Here is a 23,022-nt window from a genome sequence, read left to right on the forward strand (position 1 = left end):
TCAGGAAACGTGTTGCTGCGGGCGGCGGCGATATGCCCAAACCATCATGATCGCGCCAGCGATAATCATCGGGATAGAGAGAATCTGCCCCATGCTAATGTACTGTACCCATGCGCCGGTAAATTGCGCGTCCGGCTGGCGGAAGAATTCAACAATGATACGAAACGCGCCATAACCAATCAGGAATAATCCGGAGACAGCGCCCATCGGACGCGGTTTGCGGATAAAGAGATTAAGGATGATAAACAGCACCACGCCTTCTAATGCCAGTTCATACAACTGAGAAGGATGGCGCGGCAATACGCCGTAGGTATCAAAAATAGGCTGCCATTGCGGATGTGACGGCAGCAGCGCAATATCTTCCGCGCGTGAGCCCGGAAAGAGCATGGCAAACCGGAAGTTAGGATCGACGCGCCCCCACAATTCACCGTTGATAAAGTTGCCCAGACGCCCGGCGCCCAGGCCGAACGGAATTAACGGCGCAATAAAATCAGACACCTGAAAGAACGAGCGCTTCGTGCGTTTGGCGAAAATAATCATCACCAGTATCACGCCGATAAGTCCGCCGTGGAAGGACATGCCGCCGTCCCAGACGCGGAATAAATAGAGCGGGTTATCCAGAAACAGAGGGAAGTTATAAAACAGAACATAGCCAATACGCCCCCCCAGGAAGACCCCCAGGAAACCTGCATAGAGTAAATTTTCAACTTCGTTTTTGGTCCAACCGCTTCCCGGACGGTTAGCGCGACGCACCGCCAACCACATCGCGAAAACAAACCCCACCAGATACATCAAACCATACCAGTGAAGCGCGACGGGTCCAATTGAGAAAATGACCGGATCAAAGTCCGGAAAATGCAGATAGCTACTGGTCATCTGTCACCACAATTTCTTGTTATTTCGCTGAAGAGATAGCGATTGATAATCGCGTCTGCGCGTTGCAGACGCTCCAAAGGTGCGAATAATAGCACAAGGGTTAAAAGCGAGATGCCGATTACCGTTAAAAGATATGTATACGCATTGTCTTTCACCTTGCAGGCGTGTTGTCTGCGCCGTGAATCCAGAGTCACTCTCTTTTCCCGCTCCGGTCGTTATAACCCTCCGCGAATCAATCCCCCCATCCCGCGGCGCTCCATAAAGGCTGCCACCTGATGACGCACCTCGGTCGCCATCTGCGCCTCAAGGCTGCGCCTGGCAAGGGTTTGCGCGTCTTCAAAATCGATATGCCGCAGAAGATATTTCACACGCGCTACCGAACGGCCATTCATCGAAAGATGGCGATATCCCAGACCGATAAGAATCGCTACGCACATCGGATCGCCCGCCATCTCGCCGCACAGGCGAAGATCGATGCCATTTTTTTCGGCTTCCTGCGCAATCATAGACAGTGCGCGCAGCATAGCGGGATGCAGGCTGTCATAAATACTGGCCACGCGGGTATTGTTGCGATCTACCGCCAGGATATATTGCGTTAAATCGTTAGTGCCGACCGAGATAAAGTCGATCCGGTTAGCCAGATGCGGCAGCATAAATACCATTGACGGTACTTCCAGCATAATACCGATACGCGGTTTCGGGATCGCATAGCCGATCATCTCCTCGACCTCGCGTCCGGCGCGTTCGATCAAGCGGCGCGCTTCATCGACTTCATCAATGCTGGTAACCATCGGCAGCAAAATGCTGAGGTTGCCAGTCGCCGCATTGGCGCGCAGCATCGCGCGGACCTGGATCAAAAAGATCTCCGGCTGATCCAGCGTAATGCGAATCCCGCGCCAGCCCAGACACGGGTTCTCCTCGCTGATCGGCATGTAGGGCAGTTGCTTATCCGCCCCCACATCCAGGGTCCGCAGCGTCACCGGTTTATCGTTAAACATTTGCAGCATCCCTTGATACTGCGCCACCTGCTCTTCTTCCGAGGGAAACCCGCTTTGCAGCATGAAGGGGATTTCAGTACGGTACAGGCCGATACCGTCGATCCGAGCGCCTAACTTTTCCTCATGCTCGGGGCTGAGCCCGGCATTCAGCATCACTTTGACGCGCTCGCCGCTTTTCAGTTGGGCGGGAAGATTGACGTCGTCCTCTGCCAGGCGACTGAGTTCGATCTCTTCACTAATGAGCCGCTGATATTCCTGAATAAGCACCGGTTCAGGATCGACCAGTAATTCACCGCGATAACCATCCACCACCAAAGTACGACGATGTAGCACCGAAGGCTGAATATCAGCGCCCATAACGGTCGGGATACCGAGCGCGCGCACCATAATCGCCGCATGAGAGTTTGCCGCGCCGTCGCGCACCACAACGCCAGCCAGCCTGTCCTGCGGCAACTCCGCCAGCGTGGTCGCCGACAGCTCGTCCGCGACCAGAATAAAACGTTCCGGCCAGGCGTTTGGCCCCTGGACTGAATCATCAAGATGAAATAACAGTCGCTGCCCCAGAGCGCGTAAGTCTCCCGCACGTTCTTTGAGGTAGTTATCGGTTAGCGCCGCAAATTGTTCGGCAAATTTTTCGATGATTTTTTTAACGGCCCACTCCGCAACAGCGCCTTTGTCAACCTCGGCGAAAAGCTCGCGACGCAATCTGGCGTCTGAAAGCAGGTGTGAGTACAGATCGAAAATGGCCGCCGTCTCTTTTTGCGCACCAGCGGCAAAGCGTTTGCTGTACCGTCGGAATTCGTTCGCCGCCTCTTCCAGCGCGCCGGTCAATCGTTCACGTTCAAGAGAGGTATCCAGCGTAGACGCTTCGTAAACCTGTTCCATCAGCGGCATGGTCGCATCTTGCCAGCCCGACGCGATAGCCACGCCCGGCGCCGCAGGAAGCGCGCGGATTCGTGTCTGCCGGTATTGCCCGAACAGCGCTGTGACCTGCGACTGTGACAAGATAGCCGCCATCTGCGTGGCGAGCGTGACGAGGAAAGACTCTTCGCTTTCATCGTACTGGCGCAATTCGCGCTGCTGTACGACCAGCACGCCCAGAAGTTGGCGACGCTGAATGATCGGCACGCCGAGAAACGCGCGAAAACGTTCCTCTTTTACCGACGGAATGTATTTAAAGCTGGGATGTTTTTGCGCATCGGCAAGGTTAATGGGTTCCGCCAGCCTACCCACCAGGCCAACGATCCCCTCATCAAACGCAAGCGCAACGGTTCGACCACGCGGTTTTTTCAATCCCCGCGTCGCCATCAGGTAATAACAGCGTCGGTCATGATCGGCCAGGTAAACCGAGCAAACCTCTGTATCCATCGCAAGACAGATATCCGTGACCAGAATATTCAGCGCCTCGTTCAGACGCGGCGCGCTGGCCACTTTTTCGACTATTTCGCGCAGGCGAGTGAGCATAATTTGCGTGGCTTAACCTCTTTTACGTCGATAAGCAGGCGCGCTTTGTAGCTTAGGCGTATTATCCTGAAGCGCCATTACAACACTTGCAAACTCTTTCATTACCCTGCGGTAGACATCGCGTTTAAACGACACCACTTGTCGAACCGGATACCAGTAACTTACCCAGCGCCAGCCGTCAAACTCCGGCGTGCTGCTGGTTTGCATATTGATTTCGGCGTCGGCGCTCATTAACTGCAAAAGAAACCATTTTTGTTTCTGGCCGATACATACCGGCTTTGTGTCCCAACGCACCAAACGTTTTGGTAACTTGTAACGCAACCAGTTGCGAGTTGAAGCAAGGATTCGCACATCTTTACGGCTTAACCCTACTTCTTCAAACAGTTCCCGGTACATCGCCTGTTCTGCCGACTCCCCTGGATTTATCCCGCCCTGCGGGAACTGCCAGGAGTGCTGACCAAATCGCCGGGCCCACATCACCTGCCCCTGACGATTACAAATTACGATACCTACATTTGGGCGGTAGCCATCGTCATCAATCACCGGACTACCTCAACATAAACCTTATATATGAACGATTGTTTCATACTCCAGTGAGGCGGTAAACCACTCTGTAATAGTGACACAGCCTAATAACAATTGAATAACTCACAGTAAATGGCCGAGTTATAAACAGATGATGACGCCCTTGTGCCATTTTATTCACCTTTTCTGTGGATATAGTTGTGAAGAAGTATGGAATTACCACGGGAAAACCCAGAACAGTCTGAATTCCTCGTGTGAGAGACAGTAAAAATAGTGCCTTATATTCATGGTGTTATAGACCAATATTACATGTTACCTTCATAAATCGTGACCAGCGTCACACCTAAGATCCTTATGCTGATGAAAGATCAACCAGCGTCGATTTTATCCACAGATTGTGCCAATAACTTACGCACTATTTGTCTGAATTTTCGATTTTCGTCGCACGTCAAGGCTGTAAATGGAAACAGTAGTGGTGGTTTTACACAGTTATCCCAACTTTCTGTGGATAACATAGTGTAAGATCCTGTTTATTGTCAGTGACCAGAATTGGAAAACCTGCTCCTGCGTTGCGCAACACGAAGAAACAACACAAAAAAAGCAATAAAAATCAGTCTATTGAATATAGGACACAGAAAAAGATAAACTCTGTTCACACGGTATAAAATCACTGCTCATTTTTTAACCTAAGGTAATTGCAATGTCCGCTCTTTGTCCGCTACTGACTCCGCCTGCTTCGGAAGCATTGCTGTTAGCCCAGGCGCGGCAGCTTTCCGGCTATACGTTAGGCGAGCTGGCAGCGATAGCTGGTATTACCACACCTAAAGATTTGAAGCGAGACAAAGGCTGGATCGGCGTTCTGCTGGAGATCTGGCTCGGCGCCAGCGCCGGAAGCAAGCCGGAGCAGGATTTCGCCGCGTTAGGCGTAGAACTGAAAACCATCCCTGTGGATAGCCTGGGTCGTCCTCTGGAAACAACCTTTGTTTGCGTGGCGCCGTTAACCGGTAACAGCGGCGTGACCTGGGAGACAAGCCACGTACGCCATAAACTGAAGCGCGTACTATGGGTCCCGGTCGAAGGCGAGCGTAGCATACCGTTAGCCGAACGCCGCGTAGGTTCACCGCTACTCTGGAGTCCAAATGAAGAAGAAGACAGACAATTACGCCTCGACTGGGAAGAGCTGATGGACATGATAGTGCTGGGGCAGGTGGAACGCATTACCGCCCGCCATGGCGAAGTCTTGCAACTGCGGCCCAAAGCCGCCAATGCCAGGGCGCTCACCGAGGCTATCGGCGCGCGCGGGGAACCGATTTTGACGCTACCGCGTGGATTTTATCTGAAAAAAAATTTTACGCAGGCGCTGCTGGCTCGCCATTTTTTATTGCAGAATCCGTAACGCCCGCTACGCGCAAACGCGCCCCCGCTATGGCTACGCATCGGGCCGACGTCCGATAAGCGTAAACGCATTGTCGCCGCTATTTTACACCCTTCGTGGTTGCGCAAATTCAGCCCGGGCTTTCGCCCGCCGCACGACAGGCCTATAATTACCGCTTCTTTTTTTGGCAGGACTTTGTTCGATGTTATTTGCATGGATAACCGATCCCAATGCCTGGCTGGCGCTCGGTACGCTGACGCTGCTGGAGATTGTACTTGGGATCGACAACATTATTTTTCTTTCTCTGGTGGTAGCAAAACTTCCTACGGCGCAACGGAACCACGCGCGGCGGCTTGGGTTGGCGGCGGCGATGATAATGCGTCTGGCGTTGCTGGCATCAATCGCCTGGGTCACTCGCCTGACTAATCCGCTGTTTGAGCTTTTCGGCGAAGCGATTTCCGCCCGCGATCTCATTCTTTTACTGGGCGGGTTATTTTTAATCTGGAAAGCCAGCAAGGAGATTCATGAGTCCATCGAAGGCGAAGAAGAGGGGTTAAAAACCCGTGTTTCTTCTTTCCTGGGCGCAATAGTGCAGATTATGCTGCTGGATATTATTTTCAGTCTTGATTCAGTTATCACAGCGGTTGGCCTCTCCGACCATCTGTTTATTATGATGGCGGCGGTCGTTATTGCCGTGGGCGTCATGATGTTTGCGGCACGGCCCATCGGCGAGTTTGTCGATCGTCATCCGTCGGTAAAAATGCTGGCGCTCTCCTTTCTGATCCTGGTTGGCTTTACCCTGATTCTGGAAAGTTTCGACGTTCACGTTCCGAAAGGGTATATCTATTTCGCCATGTTCTTCTCTATCGCAGTAGAGAGCCTGAATCTGTTGCGCAGTAAAAAGAATCCGCTGTAATCCTGTCTCGCTCCCCCGCCGGGGAGCGAATACTCACTTTATTTCCTTTCTTCTCACAGATTAAGATTTTGCTGCTTCCGACATGCAGAGCTGCGCGTTATTACTAGACTATTATCAGACATATGATTAACAGACTATTATCAGATGCAGGTTACGTGAGGACAAACGGATGAAAAAATGGGCAGTTGTAATTTCCGCAGTAGGGTTGGCTTTTGCGGTATCCGGATGCAGCAGCGATTACGTGATGGCGACAAAAGATGGTCGTATGATCCTGACCGATGGAAAACCGCAAGTTGACGACGATACCGGTCTGGTCAGCTATACCGATGCACAGGGAAACGAGATGCAAATCAACCGTGACGAAGTGTCTCAAATCATCGAACGTTAAACGATAGCCTGTGATCGGGGTCAGCATTCTGTAGACCTTCAGGCTGCGTCCAGGAACGGTGCGTGGCGACCACGCCCGGTAACAATTACGCCGCGCAGCCTGCAATTTTACTTTCCCTTTTCCCTTCCCTCTGCCATTTTTATTGTCCTTTGTCGGGAATTTCTGACTTCATAATAAAAAGGAAACGGCTATGCACTATCACCGTATACCCCACAGCTCGCTCGAAGTAAGTACGCTAGGGCTGGGCACAATGACATTTGGTGAACAAAACAGCGAAGCCGACGCTCACGCACAGCTCGACTATGCCGTCGCAAATGGCATTAACCTTATCGACGCCGCCGAGATGTATCCGGTACCGCCGCGCCCGGAAACGCAAGGGCTGACGGAATCCTATATCGGTAACTGGCTCGCCAAACGCGGCAACCGTGAAAAACTGATCATCGCCAGCAAAGTCAGCGGACCGGCACGTCATAATGATCAAGGCATCCGACCTCATCAGGCGCTGGATCGAAAAAATATTCGCGAAGCGCTACACGACAGTTTGACCCGATTGCAGACCGACTATCTGGATTTGTATCAGGTGCACTGGCCGCAGCGACCCACTAACTGCTTCGGTAAACTCGGCTATAGCTGGACAGACTCCGCACCAGTAGTAAGTCTACTGGAGACGTTAGACGCACTAAGTGAGTTTCAGCGAGCGGGTAAGATTCGTTATATTGGTGTTTCAAATGAGACAGCGTTTGGCGTTATGCGCTATCTGCATCTGGCGGAAAAACATGACCTGCCGCGTATTGTCACTATCCAGAACCCCTATAGCCTGTTAAACCGCAGCTACGAGGTCGGGCTGGCGGAAGTCAGCCAGTATGAAGGCGTTGAATTGCTCGCCTATTCCTGTCTGGCGTTTGGCACGTTAACCGGTAAATACCTGAACGGGGCCAAACCTGCAGGCGCGCGGAATACCTTGTTCAGCCGCTTCACACGTTACAGCGGCGAACAGGCACAAAAAGCCGTTGCCGCCTACGTCGACATCGCGAAGCGTCACAATCTTGATCCGGCGCAGATGGCGCTGGCCTTTGTTCGCCTCCAGCCGTTTGTCGCCAGTACGTTACTGGGCGCAACCACGATGGCGCAGCTCAAGACGAATGTGGAAAGTCTGCATCTGACGTTAAGCGAAGAGGTCCTGGCGGAGATTGAGGCGGCGCATCAGGTTTATACCTATCCGGCGCCGTGATGGTCAGTGCCCGGTGGCGCTACGCTTCCCGAACCTGCAAAGACAATGTAAGCCGGATAAGGCGCACTCGCCACCCGGCATATTCATTCTGCATTATGCCTGCCGGCGCTGCCAGATCCACAGCGCCGCGATCGCCAGCGCGAACAGCACGCCAAAGCCGATACCTATCGCCACTGCCGGAACGCCAACCAGCACCGCCAGCGAGTACAACCCCAGCATTAATAGCATGGCGCTATTCTCGCCCAGATTTTGTACGGCAATGGCATTCCCGGCGCCAACGCTCTTCTTACCGCGCTCCTGTAGCAAGGCGTTGAGCGGCACTACAAAAAAGCCGCCCAGCATACCTATCAACAGCAACAAGGCATAAGCAGGCAACAATGCGTGCTGTAATGAGAAGATCGCGACCACAACACCAATCAAAATCCCGGCGGGCATACAGCGCGATACGGTCTCCAGCGTCACCAGTTTTGCCGCCGCGCCCGCGCCGACCACAATCCCTACCGCCACCATGGCGTTCAGGTAAGTCGGCGTGGCGTTATCCATAATGCCCAGCGCCACCGGCACCCACAGTACCAGCAGAAAACGCAGCGTCACGCCTGCGCCCCAAAATAAGCCGGTGCCCACCAGCGAAAAACGCGTTTCACCGTTACGCCAAAGGACAACGCAAGCGCAGAAAAAGCTACGCGTCATCGCCGCCAACCGCCAGGATTGTCCTGGACGCGCCGCCACAAGCTTCGGGATAAACAGGTTCGCCGCCACTGCGCCAGCGTAGGCCAACGCACAGGCGACCAGTGCGGCGATGACATGCCAGTCGGCCAATACGCCGCCAGCGACAGAACCGAGCAAAATCGCCGCAATAGTAGAGGCTTCCATCAGACCATTGGCTTTAACCAGCTTATCGCCTGTCGTCAGTTCGCCCAGAATGCCGTATTTCGCTGGAGAATAAGCCGCCGCGCCAATCCCGACCAACGTATAACCGACAAAAGGATTCACGCCGAGGCAGATACCTGCCGCTCCCGCCAGTTTAAGGCCATTGGCGACCATCATCACCCGGCCTTTGGCAAAGCTGTCCGCGATCTGACCGACAAACGGCGCAAAAAGAATGTAAGCGCCCACAAACACCATTTGCAGAACAGGCTGGCTCCAGTCCGGATAAAACTGGGCTTTCAGCAGCGCCAGCGTCGCAAACAGCAGCGCATTATCGCCAAAAGCCGAGAGAAACTGCGCGACAATCACCGACAGCATCCCTTTCGACCAGATGGAGGTGTTAGTGCGTACTGACTCACTCATGATGTTGTTCCGGCGCATCCACCCAGCTTTTCAGCGTGACAAAATCGGGTTTTCCGCTGCCAAGTAAGGGAAGCTGTTTCAGATAACGGATATCGCGCGGGACGGCAAGTTCCGGAATACCGTGTTCACGGGCATAGTGCTGTAACTTTTCGCGGGTGAGTTCGCTGTCCGTCGTAAACAGTACCAGCGCTTCACCTTTGCTGGCATCGCTTTTAATGGCTGTAGCATGCATTTTGTCCGCCGAGACGCCAAGCGCCAGTTGCTCGACCATCTCCAGCGAGACCATTTCGCCAGCAATTTTCGCGAAGCGTTTCGCGCGCCCTTGAATCTGCACAAAACCATTTTCATCGAAGCGTACAATGTCGCCCGTATCGTACCAGCCGCGCTCGGTTTCGCCCAGGGCGTTTTCCGCCGACGGCACCTCCAGCACGCCCGGTTTTTCCACGCGCAGATAGCCATTCATGATATTCGGCCCTTTAAGCTGTAACCGACCGCCGTTTTCAATACCAGGTACCGCCAGCAGACGAGCGTCCATTCCAGGCAGAATACGGCCAACAGTGCCAGGCTTAGCCGCCATCGGCACGTTAATCGATACCACTGGCGCGCATTCCGTTACCCCGTAGCCCTCAAGAATGCGCAGGCCGAATTTATCCTGCCACAGTTGTTTGGTGCTCTCCTGAAGTTTTTCCGCGCCGGCCACCACATAGCGCAGGCGATAAAAATCATATGGATTGGCAAAGCGCGCATAGTTGCCGAGGAAGGTCGATGTGCCAAACAGCACGGTACAGTTACGGTCATAGACCAGTTCCGGCACAATGCGGTAGTGCAGCGGACTTGGATAAAGAAACACTTCCGCGCCGGTCAATAGCGGTGTAAACAAACCCACCGTCAAACCGAACGAGTGAAAGAGCGGCAGCGCCGACATAAAACGGTCATTGGCGGTAAAATCCGCAATCGTTTTTATCTGCTCGACGTTCGCCAGAATGCTTTTATGACTGTGTACCACCCCTTTCGGGTGCCCTTCCGAGCCGGAGGTAAAAAGAATGATCGCTGCGTCTTCCGGCTGCTGTTTTACCTGCGCCAGTCGCGGCGCCAGAAGGTGGGCAAAAATCCACAGCTTATCGGCGGGTGTGACGTCCGCTTTTAAATCTTCCAGGTAAATCCAGCGAACCTGCGTTAGCTGTTCCGGCAGATGCCACAATTTACCTTTATCGAGGAACTGGCGGGAGGTAAAAATCGTTTTAATTTCCGCAGCGGTAATCGCGCTGGTCAGCCCTTTTACCCCCGCCGTGTAGTTCATCATAGCCGGAATGCGGCGACGAGAAACCGCGCCGAAAATAACCGCCGCGCTGATGGCAGCATTCGGCAGCATTAAACCGATTTTCTCGCCCTCAACGCTGTACTTTTCCAGAATCCGGCCGACAAAAAGCGTCCTGGTCAGTAATTTACGATACGTATCCGGCGTAAAGTTAATGTCCTCAATACAGTTTTTACCCGCGCCGTAACGATATTGCGCCGCCAGCAACGATTCGTATAACGTCTCGCGCGGGCGCACCGCCATACGCGCTTCCATCATGATCTGATGCAGCATCTCACCCGCTATCTTACGCCTGTCGCGCGCGCGCGGCGCTTCCGGCATCGGTATTTGCGTCGGCGGTAAAATATGAAGCTGAATGCGGGGGAATAAGCGCCGTCTAACCAGGCCTTTCAAGCGACTGAAAGGCGTAAGCTCCGCGCCGTCAATACGGAGCGGAACGACGGTTGCGCCCGATTTTGCCGCCACAAAGCCTGCGCCGTCATAAATTTTCATCAGCGAGCCGGTTACGGAAATCCGTCCTTCCGGGAAAATCACCACTGGACGCCCCTGCTCCACCAGACGGACCAGGTGTTTAATGGACATGGGTTTGGTTGGATCGAGCGGCACAAAATCGATCAGCGGCGTTAACCAGCGCATATACCATTGCTGGCTGATGGAGGTATATACCGCAAAGACAGGCCGTACCGGCAAAAACAGCGCCAGCAGCATACCATCGATAAATGAAACGTGATTGGGGGTAATTAAGACCCGGTTCCCCTGTAGCGCCCGGACATCGCCAGTGATGCGCACGCGATAAAGCACGCGAAACAGGTTACGAAAAAATCCAAACAGCATTTCAACTCCCTTTGGCCGACAATTCGCTAAAACATGAATTGTGGCAGATTACACGAGATGCGTAACAGGAGCGATAGCAAAATAAGTGCGAAAAAAAACCTGCGCATCCGCGCAGGTTGGTGCAAAAGACAGGTACGAAGAGCGTACCGAATAATCTCACCAATCAATACCTCTGGGATCTTGATTGTGGTCTTCGCTCGTCTGTATCGCCAGTCCGAAAACGCAAAGGAATAAACGGAAATGCAACGAGTTGTGTAAATTATCCGTTACTGTTACACGTTCAGGCGAAACAAAAAAAAACCTGCGCATCTCTACGCAGGTTGGTGTAATTCGTGTGATCAACAATAACGTTGATTCCACCTATCAATACCTCTGGGATCACTACTCTATCAACCTGACTCGCTGGCCTGCCAGTAGACAATCGCAACATCGCTTCGCAAACTGTAACGAAAGATTTGTATTGTCACTTTACAGACGCATTTCGCCCGTACAGGTCACATTTGCCCGACACCGCGGGGCAAGAGGCTTGAACAGACGTTCATTTTCCGTAAAACTGGCGTAATGTAAGCGTTTACCCACTATAGGTATTATCATGGCGACCATAAAAGATGTAGCCCGACTGGCCGGTGTTTCAGTCGCCACCGTTTCTCGCGTTATTAACGATTCGCCAAAAGCCAGCGAAGCATCCCGGCTGGCGGTGACCAGCGCAATGGAGTCCCTTAGTTATCACCCTAACGCCAACGCGCGCGCGCTGGCACAGCAGGCAACGGAAACCCTCGGTCTGGTGGTCGGCGACGTTTCCGATCCTTTTTTCGGCGCGATGGTGAAAGCCGTTGAACAAGTGGCGTATCACACCGGCAATTTTTTACTGATTGGCAACGGGTATCACAACGAACAAAAAGAGCATCAGGCTATTGAACAGTTGATTCGTCACCGTTGCGCAGCGTTAGTGGTTCACGCCAAAATGATCCCGGATGCGGACCTGGCCTCATTAATGAAGCAAATCCCCGGCATGGTGCTAATAAACCGCATTTTACCGGAGTTCGAACACCGCTGTGTCGCGCTGGATGACCGTTACGGGGCATGGCTGGCGACCCGACATCTGATCCAGCAAGGTCATACGCGTATTGGGTATATCTGTTCCAATCACACCATCTCCGATGCCGAAGATCGCCTGAAGGGCTATTACGATGCGTTGGCGGAAAGCCATATTCCGGCTAACGATCGGCTGGTGACGTTCGGCGAACCGGATGAAAGCGGCGGCGAGCAGGCGATGACTGAGTTATTAGGTCGCGGCAGAAATTTTACCGCGGTGGCCTGCTATAACGACTCGATGGCGGCTGGCGCGATGGGAGTATTAAATGATAATGGCGTGGGGGTGCCGGGCGAAGTATCGCTCATCGGTTTTGATGACGTTCTGGTCTCACGCTATGTGCGTCCCCGGCTGACCACAATTCGGTATCCGATCGTCACCATGGCGACACAGGCGGCGGAACTGGCGTTAGCGCTGGCAGGGAAATGTCCTACGCCGGAAGTGACTCATGTGTTTAGTCCGACACTAGTACGCCGACATTCGGTATCCACGCCAACGGATACCGGGCACCTGTCGACAACCGATTAATCAGGGTAGCATGATGGCGACAATGCTGGATGTTTCCCGCCATGCGGGCGTATCAAAAGCCACCGTCTCACGAGTGCTGAATGGGACCGGGCAGGTAAAAGAAAGTACGCGCCAGAAAGTGTTTACGGCGATGCAGGCGCTGGACTATCGCCCCAACCTGCTGGCGCGCTCGCTGGCGAATCGCACCAGCAACAGCATCGGTCTGGTCGTCTCTACGTTTGACGGCTTCTATTTTGGCAGTTTGTTGCGCCGGGCGTCGCGCCAGGCGGAGTCTCATAACAAGCAGTTGATCGTCACCGATGGTCACGATACGCCGGAACGGGAGCAGGAAGCCGTACAAATGTTGGCCGACAGACAGTGCGACGCTATTATTCTTTATACCCGCTATATGGATGAGCCGGCGATTTTGTCGTTGATTGACGCCACGGAAATGCCGCTGGTGATTATTAATCGCAACGTCATTCAGGCCCGCGACCGCGCTATTTTCTTTGAGCAGGAGGCGGCTGCATTCCAGGCGGTGGAATATCTGATTGCGCAGGGCCATCGCGATATCGCCTGTATTACGGTGCCTGTTCATACCCCCACCGGCACATCACGCGTAGCGGGTTATCGCAAGGCGCTGGAAAAATATGGCATTCCCTGGCAGTCGGCAAAAGTGAAATACGGCGATTACACGCTGACGCGCGGCTATGACGCCTGTCGGGAATTACTGGAGGAAGGCGTCACGTTTAGCGCGCTATTCGCCTGTAATGATGACACGGCGCTGGGCGCAGCAAAAGCGCTGCGCCATGCCGGATTACGCATCCCGCAGGATGTGTCGCTGTTTGGCTTTGACGATGCGCCGGGCGCAACCTGGCTTGAGCCGGGGCTTTCGACGGTCTATTTACCCATTGAGGATATGATCGCCACCGCGATCGATCAGGCCGTCCGCCTGGCGAACAGCGAGCCGGTCGCCCCGATCCCGCCCTTTACCGGCACGCTGATTCTGCGCGAGTCCGTCGCCGCCGGCCCGTTTTTTCAACGCCCGGCCTAATGAAGCTCTTCAGAGCATCTCCAGCGCTAACAGCTCTTCAATGGTCTGACGACGGCGGATCAGCCGCGCCTGACCGTTATCAAACAGCACTTCCGGCAGGAGCGGGCGGCTGTTGTAATTCGATGACATAGACGCGCCGTACGCGCCGGTATCGTGCAATACGAGGTAATCGCCGGGGATGACCGCAGGTAAGGGGCGCGTTTCGACCATTCCCCCTTCCTGCTGTGTAAAAACATCGCCTGATTCGCATAACGGCCCGGCTACCACCGTCTCGACCCACGGGCCGTTTTCAAGCGCGCGACCATCCGCCGCCAGAGCCGAAATACGGTGATAGCTACCGTACATCGCCGGGCGCATCAGATCGTTAAAACCAGCATCTACCAGGACGAAATGGCGGCTTCCCATCTGTTTTACGCTACGCACCTGCGTCAACAGCACACCCGATTGCGCCACCAGAAAACGTCCGGGTTCGATCTCAAGTTTGACCGCATGTCCCAGATGACGGGCGATTTGCTCGCGCGCCGCGTTCCACAGACCATAGTAATGGCGCGTATCAACGGACTCTTCTCCCTCGCGATAAGGTATCGAGAGGCCGCCGCCTGCCGAAATCGCGTCCAAATCCTGACCACATTCCAGCACCTGGCGTACCATCGCGCCACAAACCTGTTCCAGATGGCCATAATCGACGCCGGAACCAATGTGCATATGGATACCGACAAGTTTCAGTCGGTATTTCTGCATTACCGCCAGCGCCGCCGGAAGATCGCTATGCCAGATGCCGTGTTTGCTGTTTTCGCCCCCGGTGTTGGTTTTCTGGCTGTGGCCATGACCAAAGCCAGGGTTCACGCGTAGCCAGACGCGATGCCCCGGGGAAATCTGACCAAGCTGCGCCAGCATATCTACCGAGCCGGCATTGACCGGAATATGCAGTTCGCTCACGCGCGCCAGCGTGGCGGCGTCAATCACATCGGCGGTAAAAACGATATCATCAGGACGCGTTTGCGGATCGTAGCCCGCCGCCAGTGCACGTTCGATCTCCCCCAATGAAACAGAATCCACCTTTACGCCCTGCGCGCGCATTAAACGCAGGATATGAATGTTCGAACAGGCTTTTTGCGCAAAGCGCACGACGTCAAACTGCTGTAGGGCAGCTATCTGACGGCGAATAATGTGCGCATCATATACCCAGACCGGACAGCCGAATTCGGCAGGCAATCTGAGCAAATTTTCAGCGTTAAGGTCGGTTTCTGCGTAATAATGCGGCAATGACATAACAAACTCCGGAACAGGCTTTTTAACGATTACGCCATACCTTAAAAGGAATAAAAAATATCGTTTTATCGTCAGTCTATGCAAAAATGATATGGGATAAATTATTCGGGGAAACGTATGGCTGCCGTTAATTTACGTCACATTGAAATTTTTCACGCCGTAATGACCGCCGGAAATCTCACCGAAGCGGCGCGGCTGCTGCATACCTCACAGCCTACCGTCAGTCGCGAGCTGGCGCGTTTTGAGAAAGTGCTGGGATTAACGCTGTTTGAGCGCACGCGCGGACGCTTACATCCGACGGTACAAGGGCTACGCCTGTTCGAAGAGGTACAACGCTCCTGGTATGGATTGGATCGCATCGTCAGCGCGGCGGAAAGCCTGCGCGAATTCCGCCAGGGCGAGCTCTCTATCGCCTGCCTGCCGGTCTTTTCACAATCCTTTTTGCCGCCGCTGCTACCACCTTTTCTGGCGCGTTATCCGGATGTCAGCCTGAATATTGTGCCGCAGGAGTCGCCGTTGCTGGAAGAGTGGCTCTCCGCCCAGCGCCACGACTTAGGGCTGACGGAGACGCTTCATGCCCCGGCAGGAACAACCCGCACCGAGTTACTGACGCTGAATGAAGTATGCGTACTGCCCTGCGACCATCCGCTTGCCGCCAAAACCGTACTCATGCCGGACGATTTTCAGGGGGAAAACTTTATCAGCCTCTCCCGTCTGGACAGTTATCGACAGTTGTTGGATACGTTATTTGCCGAACATCAGGTGAAGCGCAGAATGGTGGTGGAAACGCATAGCGCGGCCTCCGTCTGCGCGATGGTGCGCGCCGGAGCGGGCATTTCGATCGTTAACCCGCTGACCGCGCTGGACTATGCCGCCAGCGGCGTCACCGTCCGCCGCTTTAGCATTGATGTGCCCTTTACCGTCAGTCTGATTCGCCCGCTACACCGCCCCGCCTCCGCGCTGGTTGACGCCTTCAGTAAGCATTTACAAACGCATCTTTCGCGCCTGGTCGAACCGCTGGAGGTTATTCTGGGGCCGATGACGAAAGCATAAAGGTCACGGCATCTGCGGCATGAATTGCCGTGGTATCGAAAACCGGTAGCGCGCTTTGCGCCTGGGGAACAAGCAGACCAATTTCAGTGCAGCCAAAAATAACGCCCTGCGCGCCTTGCGCCGCCAGTTGTTCGATAACCTGTAAATAATAGTGGCGCGACGCGTCAGTGAATTTCCCCTGACAGAGCTCGTCAAAAATCACCTGATTGATTCGCGCCCGATCGTCCGCCTCCGGCACCATGGTCTCAATCGCAAATTGCTGTTCCAGCCGCCCGCGATAAAAATCCTGCTCCATCGTATAGCGAGTCCCTAATAGCGCCACTCGACGCAACCCCTGACGGACAATGGCTCGCCCGGTAGCATCCGCGATGTGTAAGAAAGGCAGAGCACAACGAGATTCAATAATATGCGCGATTTTATGCATGGTATTAGTACATAACACAATGCCTTCTGCCCCCGCCTGTTGTAACCCCTGCGCGGCCTGCGCCAGAATATCGCCCGCTTTATCCCATTCACCGCGGCGTTGACATATTTCAATATCGTGAAAATCTACGCTATGCAGCAGTAAGCTCGCCGAGTGCAGGCCTCCCAACTGCTGTTTAATACCTTCATTGATTAGACGGTAATAAGGAATAGTCGATTCCCAGCTCATACCACCCAACAGCCCGATCGTTTTCACTGCGCTCTCCTTTTTTAAAACATTATGGCAGTGAAGCAAACTTACACATCCGTTTCCAGTCTGTTTTTCATCATACCGGATAACAGGCGTCATCCGGCATGGGAGGGGTGATTACACGCCAATATTTTTTAGCTTCTCGCCCGCCATCAGCTTGCGTTCGATGTGCTCCAGGGTGACATTTTTGGTTTCCGGGATCAGCCAGAAAGTGATGCCGATAAAAGCGATATTCAGCGAGGTGTAGAGCCAGAACGTACCTGCCGCGCCAATGCTGTCCAACAGGGTCAGGAATGTCGCGCCGATGATCATGTTCGATACCCAGTTTGTCGTGGTTGAACAGGTAATGCCAAAGTCACGACATTTCAGCGGCTGAATTTCCGAACACAGTATCCACACTACCGGAGCGGCGCTCATCGCGTAACCGGCGATACACATCATCGTCATCCCAACGGAAAGCCAGGAGAGACCGCTTGATGCCGTACCGTTATCAAACTGCATCAGGCAGTAGCCCAACACCAATGTCCCTAACGCCATTACGCTGAAACCGATTTTTAACGCCGGTTTACGTCCGGCTTTATCTACCGTAAAGACGGCGATAAAAGTCGCGAACATAAAGGTCAGTCCAACCACCAGCGTGGCGATCATTTGCTGTTCCGTGGTGGTAAAGCCAGCCATTTTAAAAATGCGCGGCGCATAGTACATAATGATGTTCATGCCGGTGAACTGCTGCATTGCCTGTAGCAGCATACCAAGGAACACGGCGCGGCGAACATTGCGGTTAGCTTTAAATAATGCCCACCCACCCTGCTTGAGTTTGAGGCTTTCCCGAATCTCATTCAGTTCATCACGGGCTTTTTCCGAGGTATCACGCAGCATACGCAGCACCTCTTCCGCTTCGATATGGCGACCTTTTTGCGCCAGCCAGCGCGGACTATTCGGCAGGAATACCACCAGAATAATGAGCAACACCGCAGGCAGCGCCAGCACGCCCAACATCGCGCGCCAGTTGCCGCTGTAGCTGAATGCCGTATCGGATAAAAAAGCCAGCACAATGCCTAACGTCACCATCAGTTGATACATACTGATCATTTTGCCGCGAACATTTTCACTTGCCATTTCAGAGAGATAAAGCGGCGCGGTATAGGACGCAATCCCTACCGCTACGCCCAGTATCACGCGGGCGCTAATCAATACTTCTACGCTGGAAGCAAACGCCGATCCCAGCGAGCCGAGCACAAACAAAATCGCGCCGACCATCAGGCTATACTTACGCCCAAGCCGGAATGAAAGCCAGCCGTTAAATAATGCGCCAATTGCCGCGCCAAGCATCATACTGCTGACGACCCATTCCTGCAGCCGGCTGGTCAGCACAAAATGGTCGGTAATAAAAGGCAGCGCCCCGGCGATAACGCCGATATCCAGACCAAATAACAGTCCCGCGACCGCCGCAGAAACCGAAACAAACCTATTCATACGTCGTGTGTCGCGAAGCGAACGCGGCGTTAAAGCAGAGTCATGATTAATAGAGACCATATTTTCCTGCCACAACAGAGTAAGACATAGCCTGAAATTACGGGATACTCTTCCTCAAGTGTCAGGCTGGAAACGGCATAAATATGGATTAAATGGCTACGCTATAGCGATATGTGATGGATATTACACTTTTAAAACTTAACGCCATTTTAAGATATTTTTTTAACCCACTAATATTTCAATGAATTAAAGCATTGGTCATGGCTATTATTTAACGACATATGGATTAAGTTAAATCCACAATATGGACTATGTTAATGAGATTATAAAAAACCCTGCGCGAGGACAGGGTCTTGTCAGTTTTTTTCGGTCAAAGAGTCAATTTTCCCAGAAACTCATTTGCCGTTAGCGATTTAACGCGCCAGCCAACCGCCATCTACCGCTACGGTATAGCCGTTAATATAATCAGCGGCGCTGGATGCCAGGAAAACTACAGGGCCCATTAAATCGCCCGGAAGTCCCCAACGTCCAGCCGGAATACGGTCGAGAATTTCGGCGCTACGTTGTTCATCAGCGCGTAATTGCTGGGTATTATTGGTAGCCATATAGCCCGGCGCGATAGCATTCACATTGATATTGTGTTTCGCCCACTCGTTCGCCATCAGGCGCGTTATTCCCATTACGCCGCTTTTCGACGCGGTATAAGACGGAACGCGAATACCGCCCTGGAAGGAGAGCATAGAGGCGATATTAATAATTTTGCCGCCGTTGCCCTGGGCAATAAAATGTTTTGCCGCCGCCTGAGACATAAAGAACACGCTCTTGATATTCAGGTTCATGACGTCATCCCAGTCTTTTTCCGTGAAATCAATCGCATCTTCACGACGGATCAAGCCCGCGTTATTCACCAGAATATCAATATGACCGTATTCCGCTACCGCCCGTTCCAGGAGCGCCGGAATACCATCGATTTGACGCAGATCGGCCGTCAGGCTTAAAAAACGACGTCCCAGAGCGGTAACGCGCGCAATGGTTTCCGTCGGTTCAACGATATTAATACCGACGATGTCACAGCCCGCTTCCGCCAGTCCTAAAGCCATACCCTGACCCAGCCCGGTATCGCAACCTGTAACAACCGCAACTTTACCTTCAAGAGAGAATGCATTCAAAATCATTGTTAATCCTTACTTTTGTCATGCCTGTCACGGACAGGCGTTATCACCGGTCGCGACTAGCGCAGATCTTTTACCGCAACGTGATCCATGTCATCGAAGACCTGGTTTTCCCCCACCATGCCCCAAATAAACGTATAGGCTTTGGTGCCAACGCCGGAATGTATTGACCAGCTTGGAGAAATAACCGCCTGTTCATTACGCATCACAATATGACGAGTTTCCTGAGGTTGCCCCATCATATGGAAGACGCAACTGTCTTCTTCCATGTTGAAATAGAGGTAAACCTCCATACGGCGTTCATGGGTATGACATGGCATGGTGTTCCATAGATTGCCGGGCGCCAGTTCGGTGAGTCCCATACTGAGCTGACAGGTTTCCAGTACATCCGGAACGAAGTATTTATTGATAGTGCGACGGTTACTGGTGAGGTTATCGCCTAAGGTGACAGGTGCAACGTCGGCAGGCGTCACTTTTTTCGTCGGATAAGCGGTATGCGCTGGCGCGCAGTTGTAATAAAACTTCGCCGGTCTGCTCGCCTCATTGCTGACGAAAACCAGCTCTTTCGCCCCTTTGCCAATATACAGAGCATCGCGATGACCAATGTCATGGCGCTGCCCGTCAACGATAATGACGCCCGCGCCGCCAATATTAATGACGCCCAGTTCGCGGCGGTCCAGTAATCGGGAGACGCCAAGCTGTTTACCCACTTCCCCGCCGATTTCGACGGTATGACTGACGGGCATAATGCCGCCGACAATAATGCGGTCGATATGGCTGTAGACCATCGTATATTCATCAGCGACAAAAATGTTTTCTATCAAAAACTCGCGTCGCAGCGCCTGAGTGTCCAGCGTTTTAGCGTGCTCGCTATGGATACTTTGCCTTACGTCCACCTTCCCCTCCATTAATAAATCGATCGCGACGACATAAAATCAAAACATCGTTTTGATTTATTTAACGGCATCATAGTCGCCTGGATAAAGGTTTTCAACAATAAATAAAACATCGTTTCATTTTTACAGTTGGTTATTTTTGAAACTGCCGTAGCGATCACGATCGGCGCTAAAACTTACGCCCTTCTCTGATTTTCAGACCTGCGCGCCAGACGCGGTATGAGGTGACTCAGATAAAAATTAGCGCTTGTTTGAGAAATGGGTCTGATGTGCGAAATGAACTAAAGGTGATACGTGTCTGTAACGTCCGCGGCAAGACGTTCTGCGCTACAACGAAATAGGCGTTTCTGTAACTGGCTTTGCCCTCTTGATGGAGGGCTTTTTTATGACAGGAGTACTGAAGAAGGAAAAGGATGGCTGACGCAGGATCAGTCGCGTTCAATAGTCAAAGCGACCCCCTGACCACCGCCTATACAAAGCGTCGCCAGGCCTTTTCGCGCGTCGCGTTTAACCATTTCATGCACCAGTGAAACCAGAATTCGACAACCGGAAGCGCCAATAGGATGCCCCAGCGCAATAGCGCCTCCGTTAACATTTACCCGTCGCTCATCCCATTCCAGCATTTTTCCTACCGACAGCGCCTGAGCGGCAAACGCTTCGTTGGCTTCGATAAGATCGACCTCCGCCAGTTGCCAGCCGGCACGCTCCAGACAGCGTCGGGTAGCATATACCGGCGCAATCCCCATTAGCGCAGGATCGACGCCGACGCTGGCAAACGCGCGGATGCGCGCCAGCACCGGCAGCCCCAGCGCCAGGGCTTTCGTCTCGCTCATCATCATCACCGCAGCGGCACCATCGTTGATTGAGGAGGCATTACCCGCCGTCACCGAACCCAGGCTATCAAACGCCGGATGCAGCAGGGCTAACCCTTCCGCGCTGGCATCGGCCCGCGGTTGTTCATCCGTATCGACAATCATAGCCTGCCCGTTACGTTGCGTGACGATGGGGACAATCTCATCTTTAAAACGTCCGGTATTAATCGCGGCCCTGGCCTTTTGCTGCGAGCTGAGCGCATAAGCATCCTGTAATTCACGGCTGATGCCATATTCCCGCGCCAGGTTTTCTGCCGTCACGCCAATGTGATAATCGTTGAAGGCATCCCATAAACCATCATGTACCAGACTATCCACCAGATTGTCGGCATCAGGCAGCGCGCCAGTACGGCTGTCATTGAGGACATGCGGCGCACGGCTCATATTCTCCTGCCCGCCCGCGATAACAATGTCCGCTTCGCCGCACTGAATAGCCTGCGTCGCCAGGTGCAACGCTTTTAAACCGGAACCACAAACGTCATTAATGGTAATAGCGGAAACGGTAGTAGGCAGTCCTCCTTTGATGGCTGACTGGCGTGCCGGATTCTGCCCGGCGCCAGCCGTCAGCACCTGACCGAGGATGACCTCATCGATAGCATTAGCGTCCACGCCGGTGCGCTCAATTAACGCTTTTACGACCATGCTCCCCAACTCGACGGCGGAATGACGGGCCAGCGTTCCCTGAAAACAGCCGATGGGTGTCCGTAAGGCCCCCACGATCACAACCTCTTTCATTACCACCTCAGCGCAAAATGACACCGCCATAGTAGAGCATTGTTAAAATTAGTTATCTTGATTGTTTAAAAAAGGTGAGTTTTATCACAAAGGAAATGACGCTAATTTGACGGTGGCGTAGCTTATTTCTGCTGCAGATGATAGCGAAGCCAGTTCCCCGCCGTTCCGGGCGGCGTCTTCTTGTTCCATAGCAAATCAATAGCAATCGCCCTCGGCCAGCCAGGAACATCTAGTTGCGTCAGCGGTTTTTCCGCCGCAAACTCCTCCACCAGCGCACAGGGCAACACACACCAGCCAAATCCCTGAGCCGCCATGCTCAACAGTAATAAATAGTTTGGCGCTGACCAGGCCGGGCCGCGCGTAATGTTGGTGTTAGATTCAAGGTAGGTATTCAGACGCAGCTCGCGCCAGGTATGCAGTTGCTCCCATTGTAGGTTCGTCTGTAATGCCAACGGATGGGTGGTCGCCACATAAACCCCCATCCAGCTTTGAACAGGCAGACGCGTCGCGCCAATGTCTGTGGGATAGTCATCACGCGCTTCAATCAGTCCTATCTGGGCGCGCCCTTTTTGCAACAGGTCGATGACATCATCATTTTCTCCGATCAAGCATTCAAAGCCGGTATGCGGGAATTGACGATCAAACTGCGCCATTAACTCTTCCAGGCTGTCTGGATGCAGGGTATCAGAGAGAACGAACGTGAGTCTCGCCTCCGTCTCGCCGGATAACGCCAGCGCCACCTCATCCAGACGGTCGCTCGCCGATAAAATAGCCTGAACATAGCTAAGTACCCGTTTTCCTTCTTCGGTCAGAACGGGCTGGCGCGATGAACGATTAAATAATGAAAATCCCAGATCCGCCTCCAGATGCGCAATGGCGGTACTAATGGTGGACTGGCTTTTACGCAAGCGGCGCGCCGCCGCAGAAAACGAACCGCAAGAGACGGTCTCAACAAATGCCATTAATGCTTCAGGGGAATAACGCATAACCTATCTACTTTATCG

At 53.2% G+C, this 23,022-nt stretch carries 19 protein-coding genes; 7 read left to right on the top strand and 12 right to left on the bottom strand.

The window, feature by feature from the left end; translation table 11 throughout:
* The 3 genes from lgt to rppH form a co-directional block, all read right to left on the bottom strand.
* Nucleotides 1-876 carry a prolipoprotein diacylglyceryl transferase gene (gene lgt, locus F4V72_RS01810; RefSeq protein WP_000204643.1) on the bottom strand — a complete coding sequence of 292 codons (876 nt, stop codon included), beginning with the start codon at nucleotides 874-876 and terminating at the stop codon, nucleotides 1-3.
* A gap of 215 nt (nucleotides 877-1,091) precedes the next feature.
* Nucleotides 1,092-3,338 carry a phosphoenolpyruvate--protein phosphotransferase gene (gene ptsP / locus F4V72_RS01820; RefSeq protein ID WP_023249246.1) on the bottom strand — a complete coding sequence of 749 codons (2,247 nt, stop codon included), beginning with the start codon at nucleotides 3,336-3,338 and terminating at the stop codon, nucleotides 1,092-1,094.
* Between the two features lie 12 nt (nucleotides 3,339-3,350).
* Complete coding sequence (gene rppH / locus F4V72_RS01825; RefSeq protein ID WP_000564482.1) at nucleotides 3,351-3,881, bottom strand: RNA pyrophosphohydrolase; 531 nt, start codon at nucleotides 3,879-3,881, stop codon at nucleotides 3,351-3,353.
* A 682-nt stretch (nucleotides 3,882-4,563) separates the two neighbouring features.
* Here rppH and mutH point away from each other — a divergent pair.
* The 4 genes from mutH to F4V72_RS01850 all read left to right on the top strand — a co-directional run bounded on the left by mutH (nucleotide 4,564) and on the right by F4V72_RS01850 (nucleotide 7,773).
* Nucleotides 4,564-5,259, top strand: coding sequence for a DNA mismatch repair endonuclease MutH (mutH, locus tag F4V72_RS01830; RefSeq protein ID WP_071650698.1), 696 nt, complete (start codon nucleotides 4,564-4,566; stop codon nucleotides 5,257-5,259).
* A 181-nt stretch (nucleotides 5,260-5,440) separates the two neighbouring features.
* A complete protein-coding gene (locus F4V72_RS01840) occupies nucleotides 5,441-6,154 on the top strand; it encodes a TerC family protein (protein ID WP_000895633.1) in 714 nt (237 codons plus the stop codon).
* Nucleotides 6,155-6,323: 169 nt separating this feature from the next.
* Nucleotides 6,324-6,542, top strand: coding sequence for a YgdI/YgdR family lipoprotein (locus F4V72_RS01845; RefSeq protein WP_000758662.1), 219 nt, complete (start codon nucleotides 6,324-6,326; stop codon nucleotides 6,540-6,542).
* Between the two features lie 190 nt (nucleotides 6,543-6,732).
* On the top strand, nucleotides 6,733-7,773 hold the full coding sequence (locus F4V72_RS01850; RefSeq protein WP_136058025.1) for an NADP(H)-dependent aldo-keto reductase: 1,041 nt from the start codon (nucleotides 6,733-6,735) through the stop codon (nucleotides 7,771-7,773).
* 93 nt (nucleotides 7,774-7,866) lie between these two features.
* On the opposite strand, the gene lplT is transcribed toward F4V72_RS01850, so the two are convergent.
* A complete protein-coding gene (lplT, locus tag F4V72_RS01855) occupies nucleotides 7,867-9,063 on the bottom strand; it encodes a lysophospholipid transporter LplT (RefSeq protein WP_023249243.1) in 1,197 nt (398 codons plus the stop codon).
* Entirely contained in the window at nucleotides 9,056-11,215 is a 2,160-nt protein-coding gene (gene aas / locus F4V72_RS01860) for a bifunctional acyl-ACP--phospholipid O-acyltransferase/long-chain-fatty-acid--ACP ligase (protein ID WP_053510898.1), read from the bottom strand. The genes lplT and aas overlap by 8 nt, the downstream gene beginning before the upstream one ends.
* 592 nt (nucleotides 11,216-11,807) lie before the next feature.
* Here aas and galR point away from each other — a divergent pair.
* Together galR and F4V72_RS01870 are read left to right on the top strand one after the other, a co-directional pair.
* Complete coding sequence (galR, locus tag F4V72_RS01865; RefSeq protein ID WP_053528691.1) at nucleotides 11,808-12,836, top strand: HTH-type transcriptional regulator GalR; 1,029 nt, start codon at nucleotides 11,808-11,810, stop codon at nucleotides 12,834-12,836.
* Nucleotides 12,837-12,846: 10 nt separating this feature from the next.
* A complete protein-coding gene (locus tag F4V72_RS01870; protein ID WP_072161994.1) occupies nucleotides 12,847-13,869 on the top strand; it encodes a LacI family DNA-binding transcriptional regulator in 1,023 nt (340 codons plus the stop codon).
* 9 nt (nucleotides 13,870-13,878) lie between these two features.
* Here the strand turns inward: F4V72_RS01870 and lysA are convergent, their stop codons facing one another.
* On the bottom strand, nucleotides 13,879-15,141 hold the full coding sequence (gene lysA, locus F4V72_RS01875; RefSeq protein WP_023249239.1) for a diaminopimelate decarboxylase: 1,263 nt from the start codon (nucleotides 15,139-15,141) through the stop codon (nucleotides 13,879-13,881).
* Between the two features lie 117 nt (nucleotides 15,142-15,258).
* Between lysA and F4V72_RS01880 the strand changes: the two genes are divergently transcribed.
* The gene (locus F4V72_RS01880) at nucleotides 15,259-16,194 is read left to right on the top strand and encodes a LysR family transcriptional regulator (RefSeq protein ID WP_053510912.1); all 936 of its coding nucleotides are present in this window, start codon (nucleotides 15,259-15,261) and stop codon (nucleotides 16,192-16,194) included.
* Here the strand turns inward: F4V72_RS01880 and F4V72_RS01885 are convergent.
* The 6 genes from F4V72_RS01885 to F4V72_RS01910 form a co-directional block, all read right to left on the bottom strand.
* Nucleotides 16,166-16,873, bottom strand: a complete 708-nt coding sequence (locus F4V72_RS01885) for an aspartate/glutamate racemase (RefSeq protein WP_023249237.1) — start codon at nucleotides 16,871-16,873, stop codon at nucleotides 16,166-16,168. The two genes, F4V72_RS01880 and F4V72_RS01885, sit on opposite strands and share 29 nt — an antisense overlap.
* 111 nt (nucleotides 16,874-16,984) lie before the next feature.
* Nucleotides 16,985-18,403: an arabinose-proton symporter AraE gene (gene araE / locus F4V72_RS01890; protein WP_136058024.1), complete on the bottom strand. Its 1,419-nt coding sequence runs from the start codon at nucleotides 18,401-18,403 to the stop codon at nucleotides 16,985-16,987.
* 353 nt (nucleotides 18,404-18,756) lie between these two features.
* Nucleotides 18,757-19,518: a 2-dehydro-3-deoxy-D-gluconate 5-dehydrogenase KduD gene (kduD, locus tag F4V72_RS01895; protein WP_023249235.1), complete on the bottom strand. Its 762-nt coding sequence runs from the start codon at nucleotides 19,516-19,518 to the stop codon at nucleotides 18,757-18,759.
* 56 nt (nucleotides 19,519-19,574) lie between these two features.
* A complete protein-coding gene (gene kduI, locus F4V72_RS01900; protein WP_023249234.1) occupies nucleotides 19,575-20,411 on the bottom strand; it encodes a 5-dehydro-4-deoxy-D-glucuronate isomerase in 837 nt (278 codons plus the stop codon).
* A 428-nt stretch (nucleotides 20,412-20,839) separates the two neighbouring features.
* Nucleotides 20,840-22,018, bottom strand: a complete 1,179-nt coding sequence (locus tag F4V72_RS01905) for an acetyl-CoA C-acetyltransferase (protein ID WP_053510914.1) — start codon at nucleotides 22,016-22,018, stop codon at nucleotides 20,840-20,842.
* A 122-nt stretch (nucleotides 22,019-22,140) separates the two neighbouring features.
* Nucleotides 22,141-23,004 (bottom strand): LysR family transcriptional regulator, encoded by an 864-nt coding sequence (locus F4V72_RS01910; RefSeq protein ID WP_053510917.1) that lies wholly within the window; start codon nucleotides 23,002-23,004, stop codon nucleotides 22,141-22,143.
* Between the last annotated feature and the right edge of the window lie 18 nt (nucleotides 23,005-23,022).

It is taken from the genome of Salmonella enterica subsp. diarizonae (genome assembly GCF_008692785.1).
GTDB classification, from domain to species: Bacteria; Pseudomonadota; Gammaproteobacteria; order Enterobacterales; family Enterobacteriaceae; genus Salmonella; species Salmonella diarizonae.

Excerpts from the sequence above, each read along its gene's own strand:
- lgt (WP_000204643.1), bottom strand. The coding sequence starts at position 876 with ATGACCAGTAGCTATCTGCATTTTCCGGACTTTGATCCGGTCATTTTC.
- ptsP (WP_023249246.1), bottom strand. The coding sequence starts at position 3,338 with ATGCTCACTCGCCTGCGCGAAATAGTCGAAAAAGTGGCCAGCGCGCCG.
- mutH (WP_071650698.1), top strand. The coding sequence starts at position 4,564 with ATGTCCGCTCTTTGTCCGCTACTGACTCCGCCTGCTTCGGAAGCATTG.
- F4V72_RS01840 (WP_000895633.1), top strand. The coding sequence starts at position 5,441 with ATGTTATTTGCATGGATAACCGATCCCAATGCCTGGCTGGCGCTCGGT.
- F4V72_RS01845 (WP_000758662.1), top strand. The coding sequence starts at position 6,324 with ATGAAAAAATGGGCAGTTGTAATTTCCGCAGTAGGGTTGGCTTTTGCG.
- F4V72_RS01850 (WP_136058025.1), top strand. The coding sequence starts at position 6,733 with ATGCACTATCACCGTATACCCCACAGCTCGCTCGAAGTAAGTACGCTA.
- lplT (WP_023249243.1), bottom strand. The coding sequence starts at position 9,063 with ATGAGTGAGTCAGTACGCACTAACACCTCCATCTGGTCGAAAGGGATG.
- aas (WP_053510898.1), bottom strand. The coding sequence starts at position 11,215 with ATGCTGTTTGGATTTTTTCGTAACCTGTTTCGCGTGCTTTATCGCGTG.
- galR (WP_053528691.1), top strand. The coding sequence starts at position 11,808 with ATGGCGACCATAAAAGATGTAGCCCGACTGGCCGGTGTTTCAGTCGCC.
- F4V72_RS01870 (WP_072161994.1), top strand. The coding sequence starts at position 12,847 with ATGATGGCGACAATGCTGGATGTTTCCCGCCATGCGGGCGTATCAAAA.
- lysA (WP_023249239.1), bottom strand. The coding sequence starts at position 15,141 with ATGTCATTGCCGCATTATTACGCAGAAACCGACCTTAACGCTGAAAAT.
- F4V72_RS01880 (WP_053510912.1), top strand. The coding sequence starts at position 15,259 with ATGGCTGCCGTTAATTTACGTCACATTGAAATTTTTCACGCCGTAATG.
- araE (WP_136058024.1), bottom strand. The coding sequence starts at position 18,403 with ATGGTCTCTATTAATCATGACTCTGCTTTAACGCCGCGTTCGCTTCGC.
- kduD (WP_023249235.1), bottom strand. The coding sequence starts at position 19,518 with ATGATTTTGAATGCATTCTCTCTTGAAGGTAAAGTTGCGGTTGTTACA.
- F4V72_RS01905 (WP_053510914.1), bottom strand. The coding sequence starts at position 22,018 with ATGAAAGAGGTTGTGATCGTGGGGGCCTTACGGACACCCATCGGCTGT.
- F4V72_RS01910 (WP_053510917.1), bottom strand. The coding sequence starts at position 23,004 with ATGCGTTATTCCCCTGAAGCATTAATGGCATTTGTTGAGACCGTCTCT.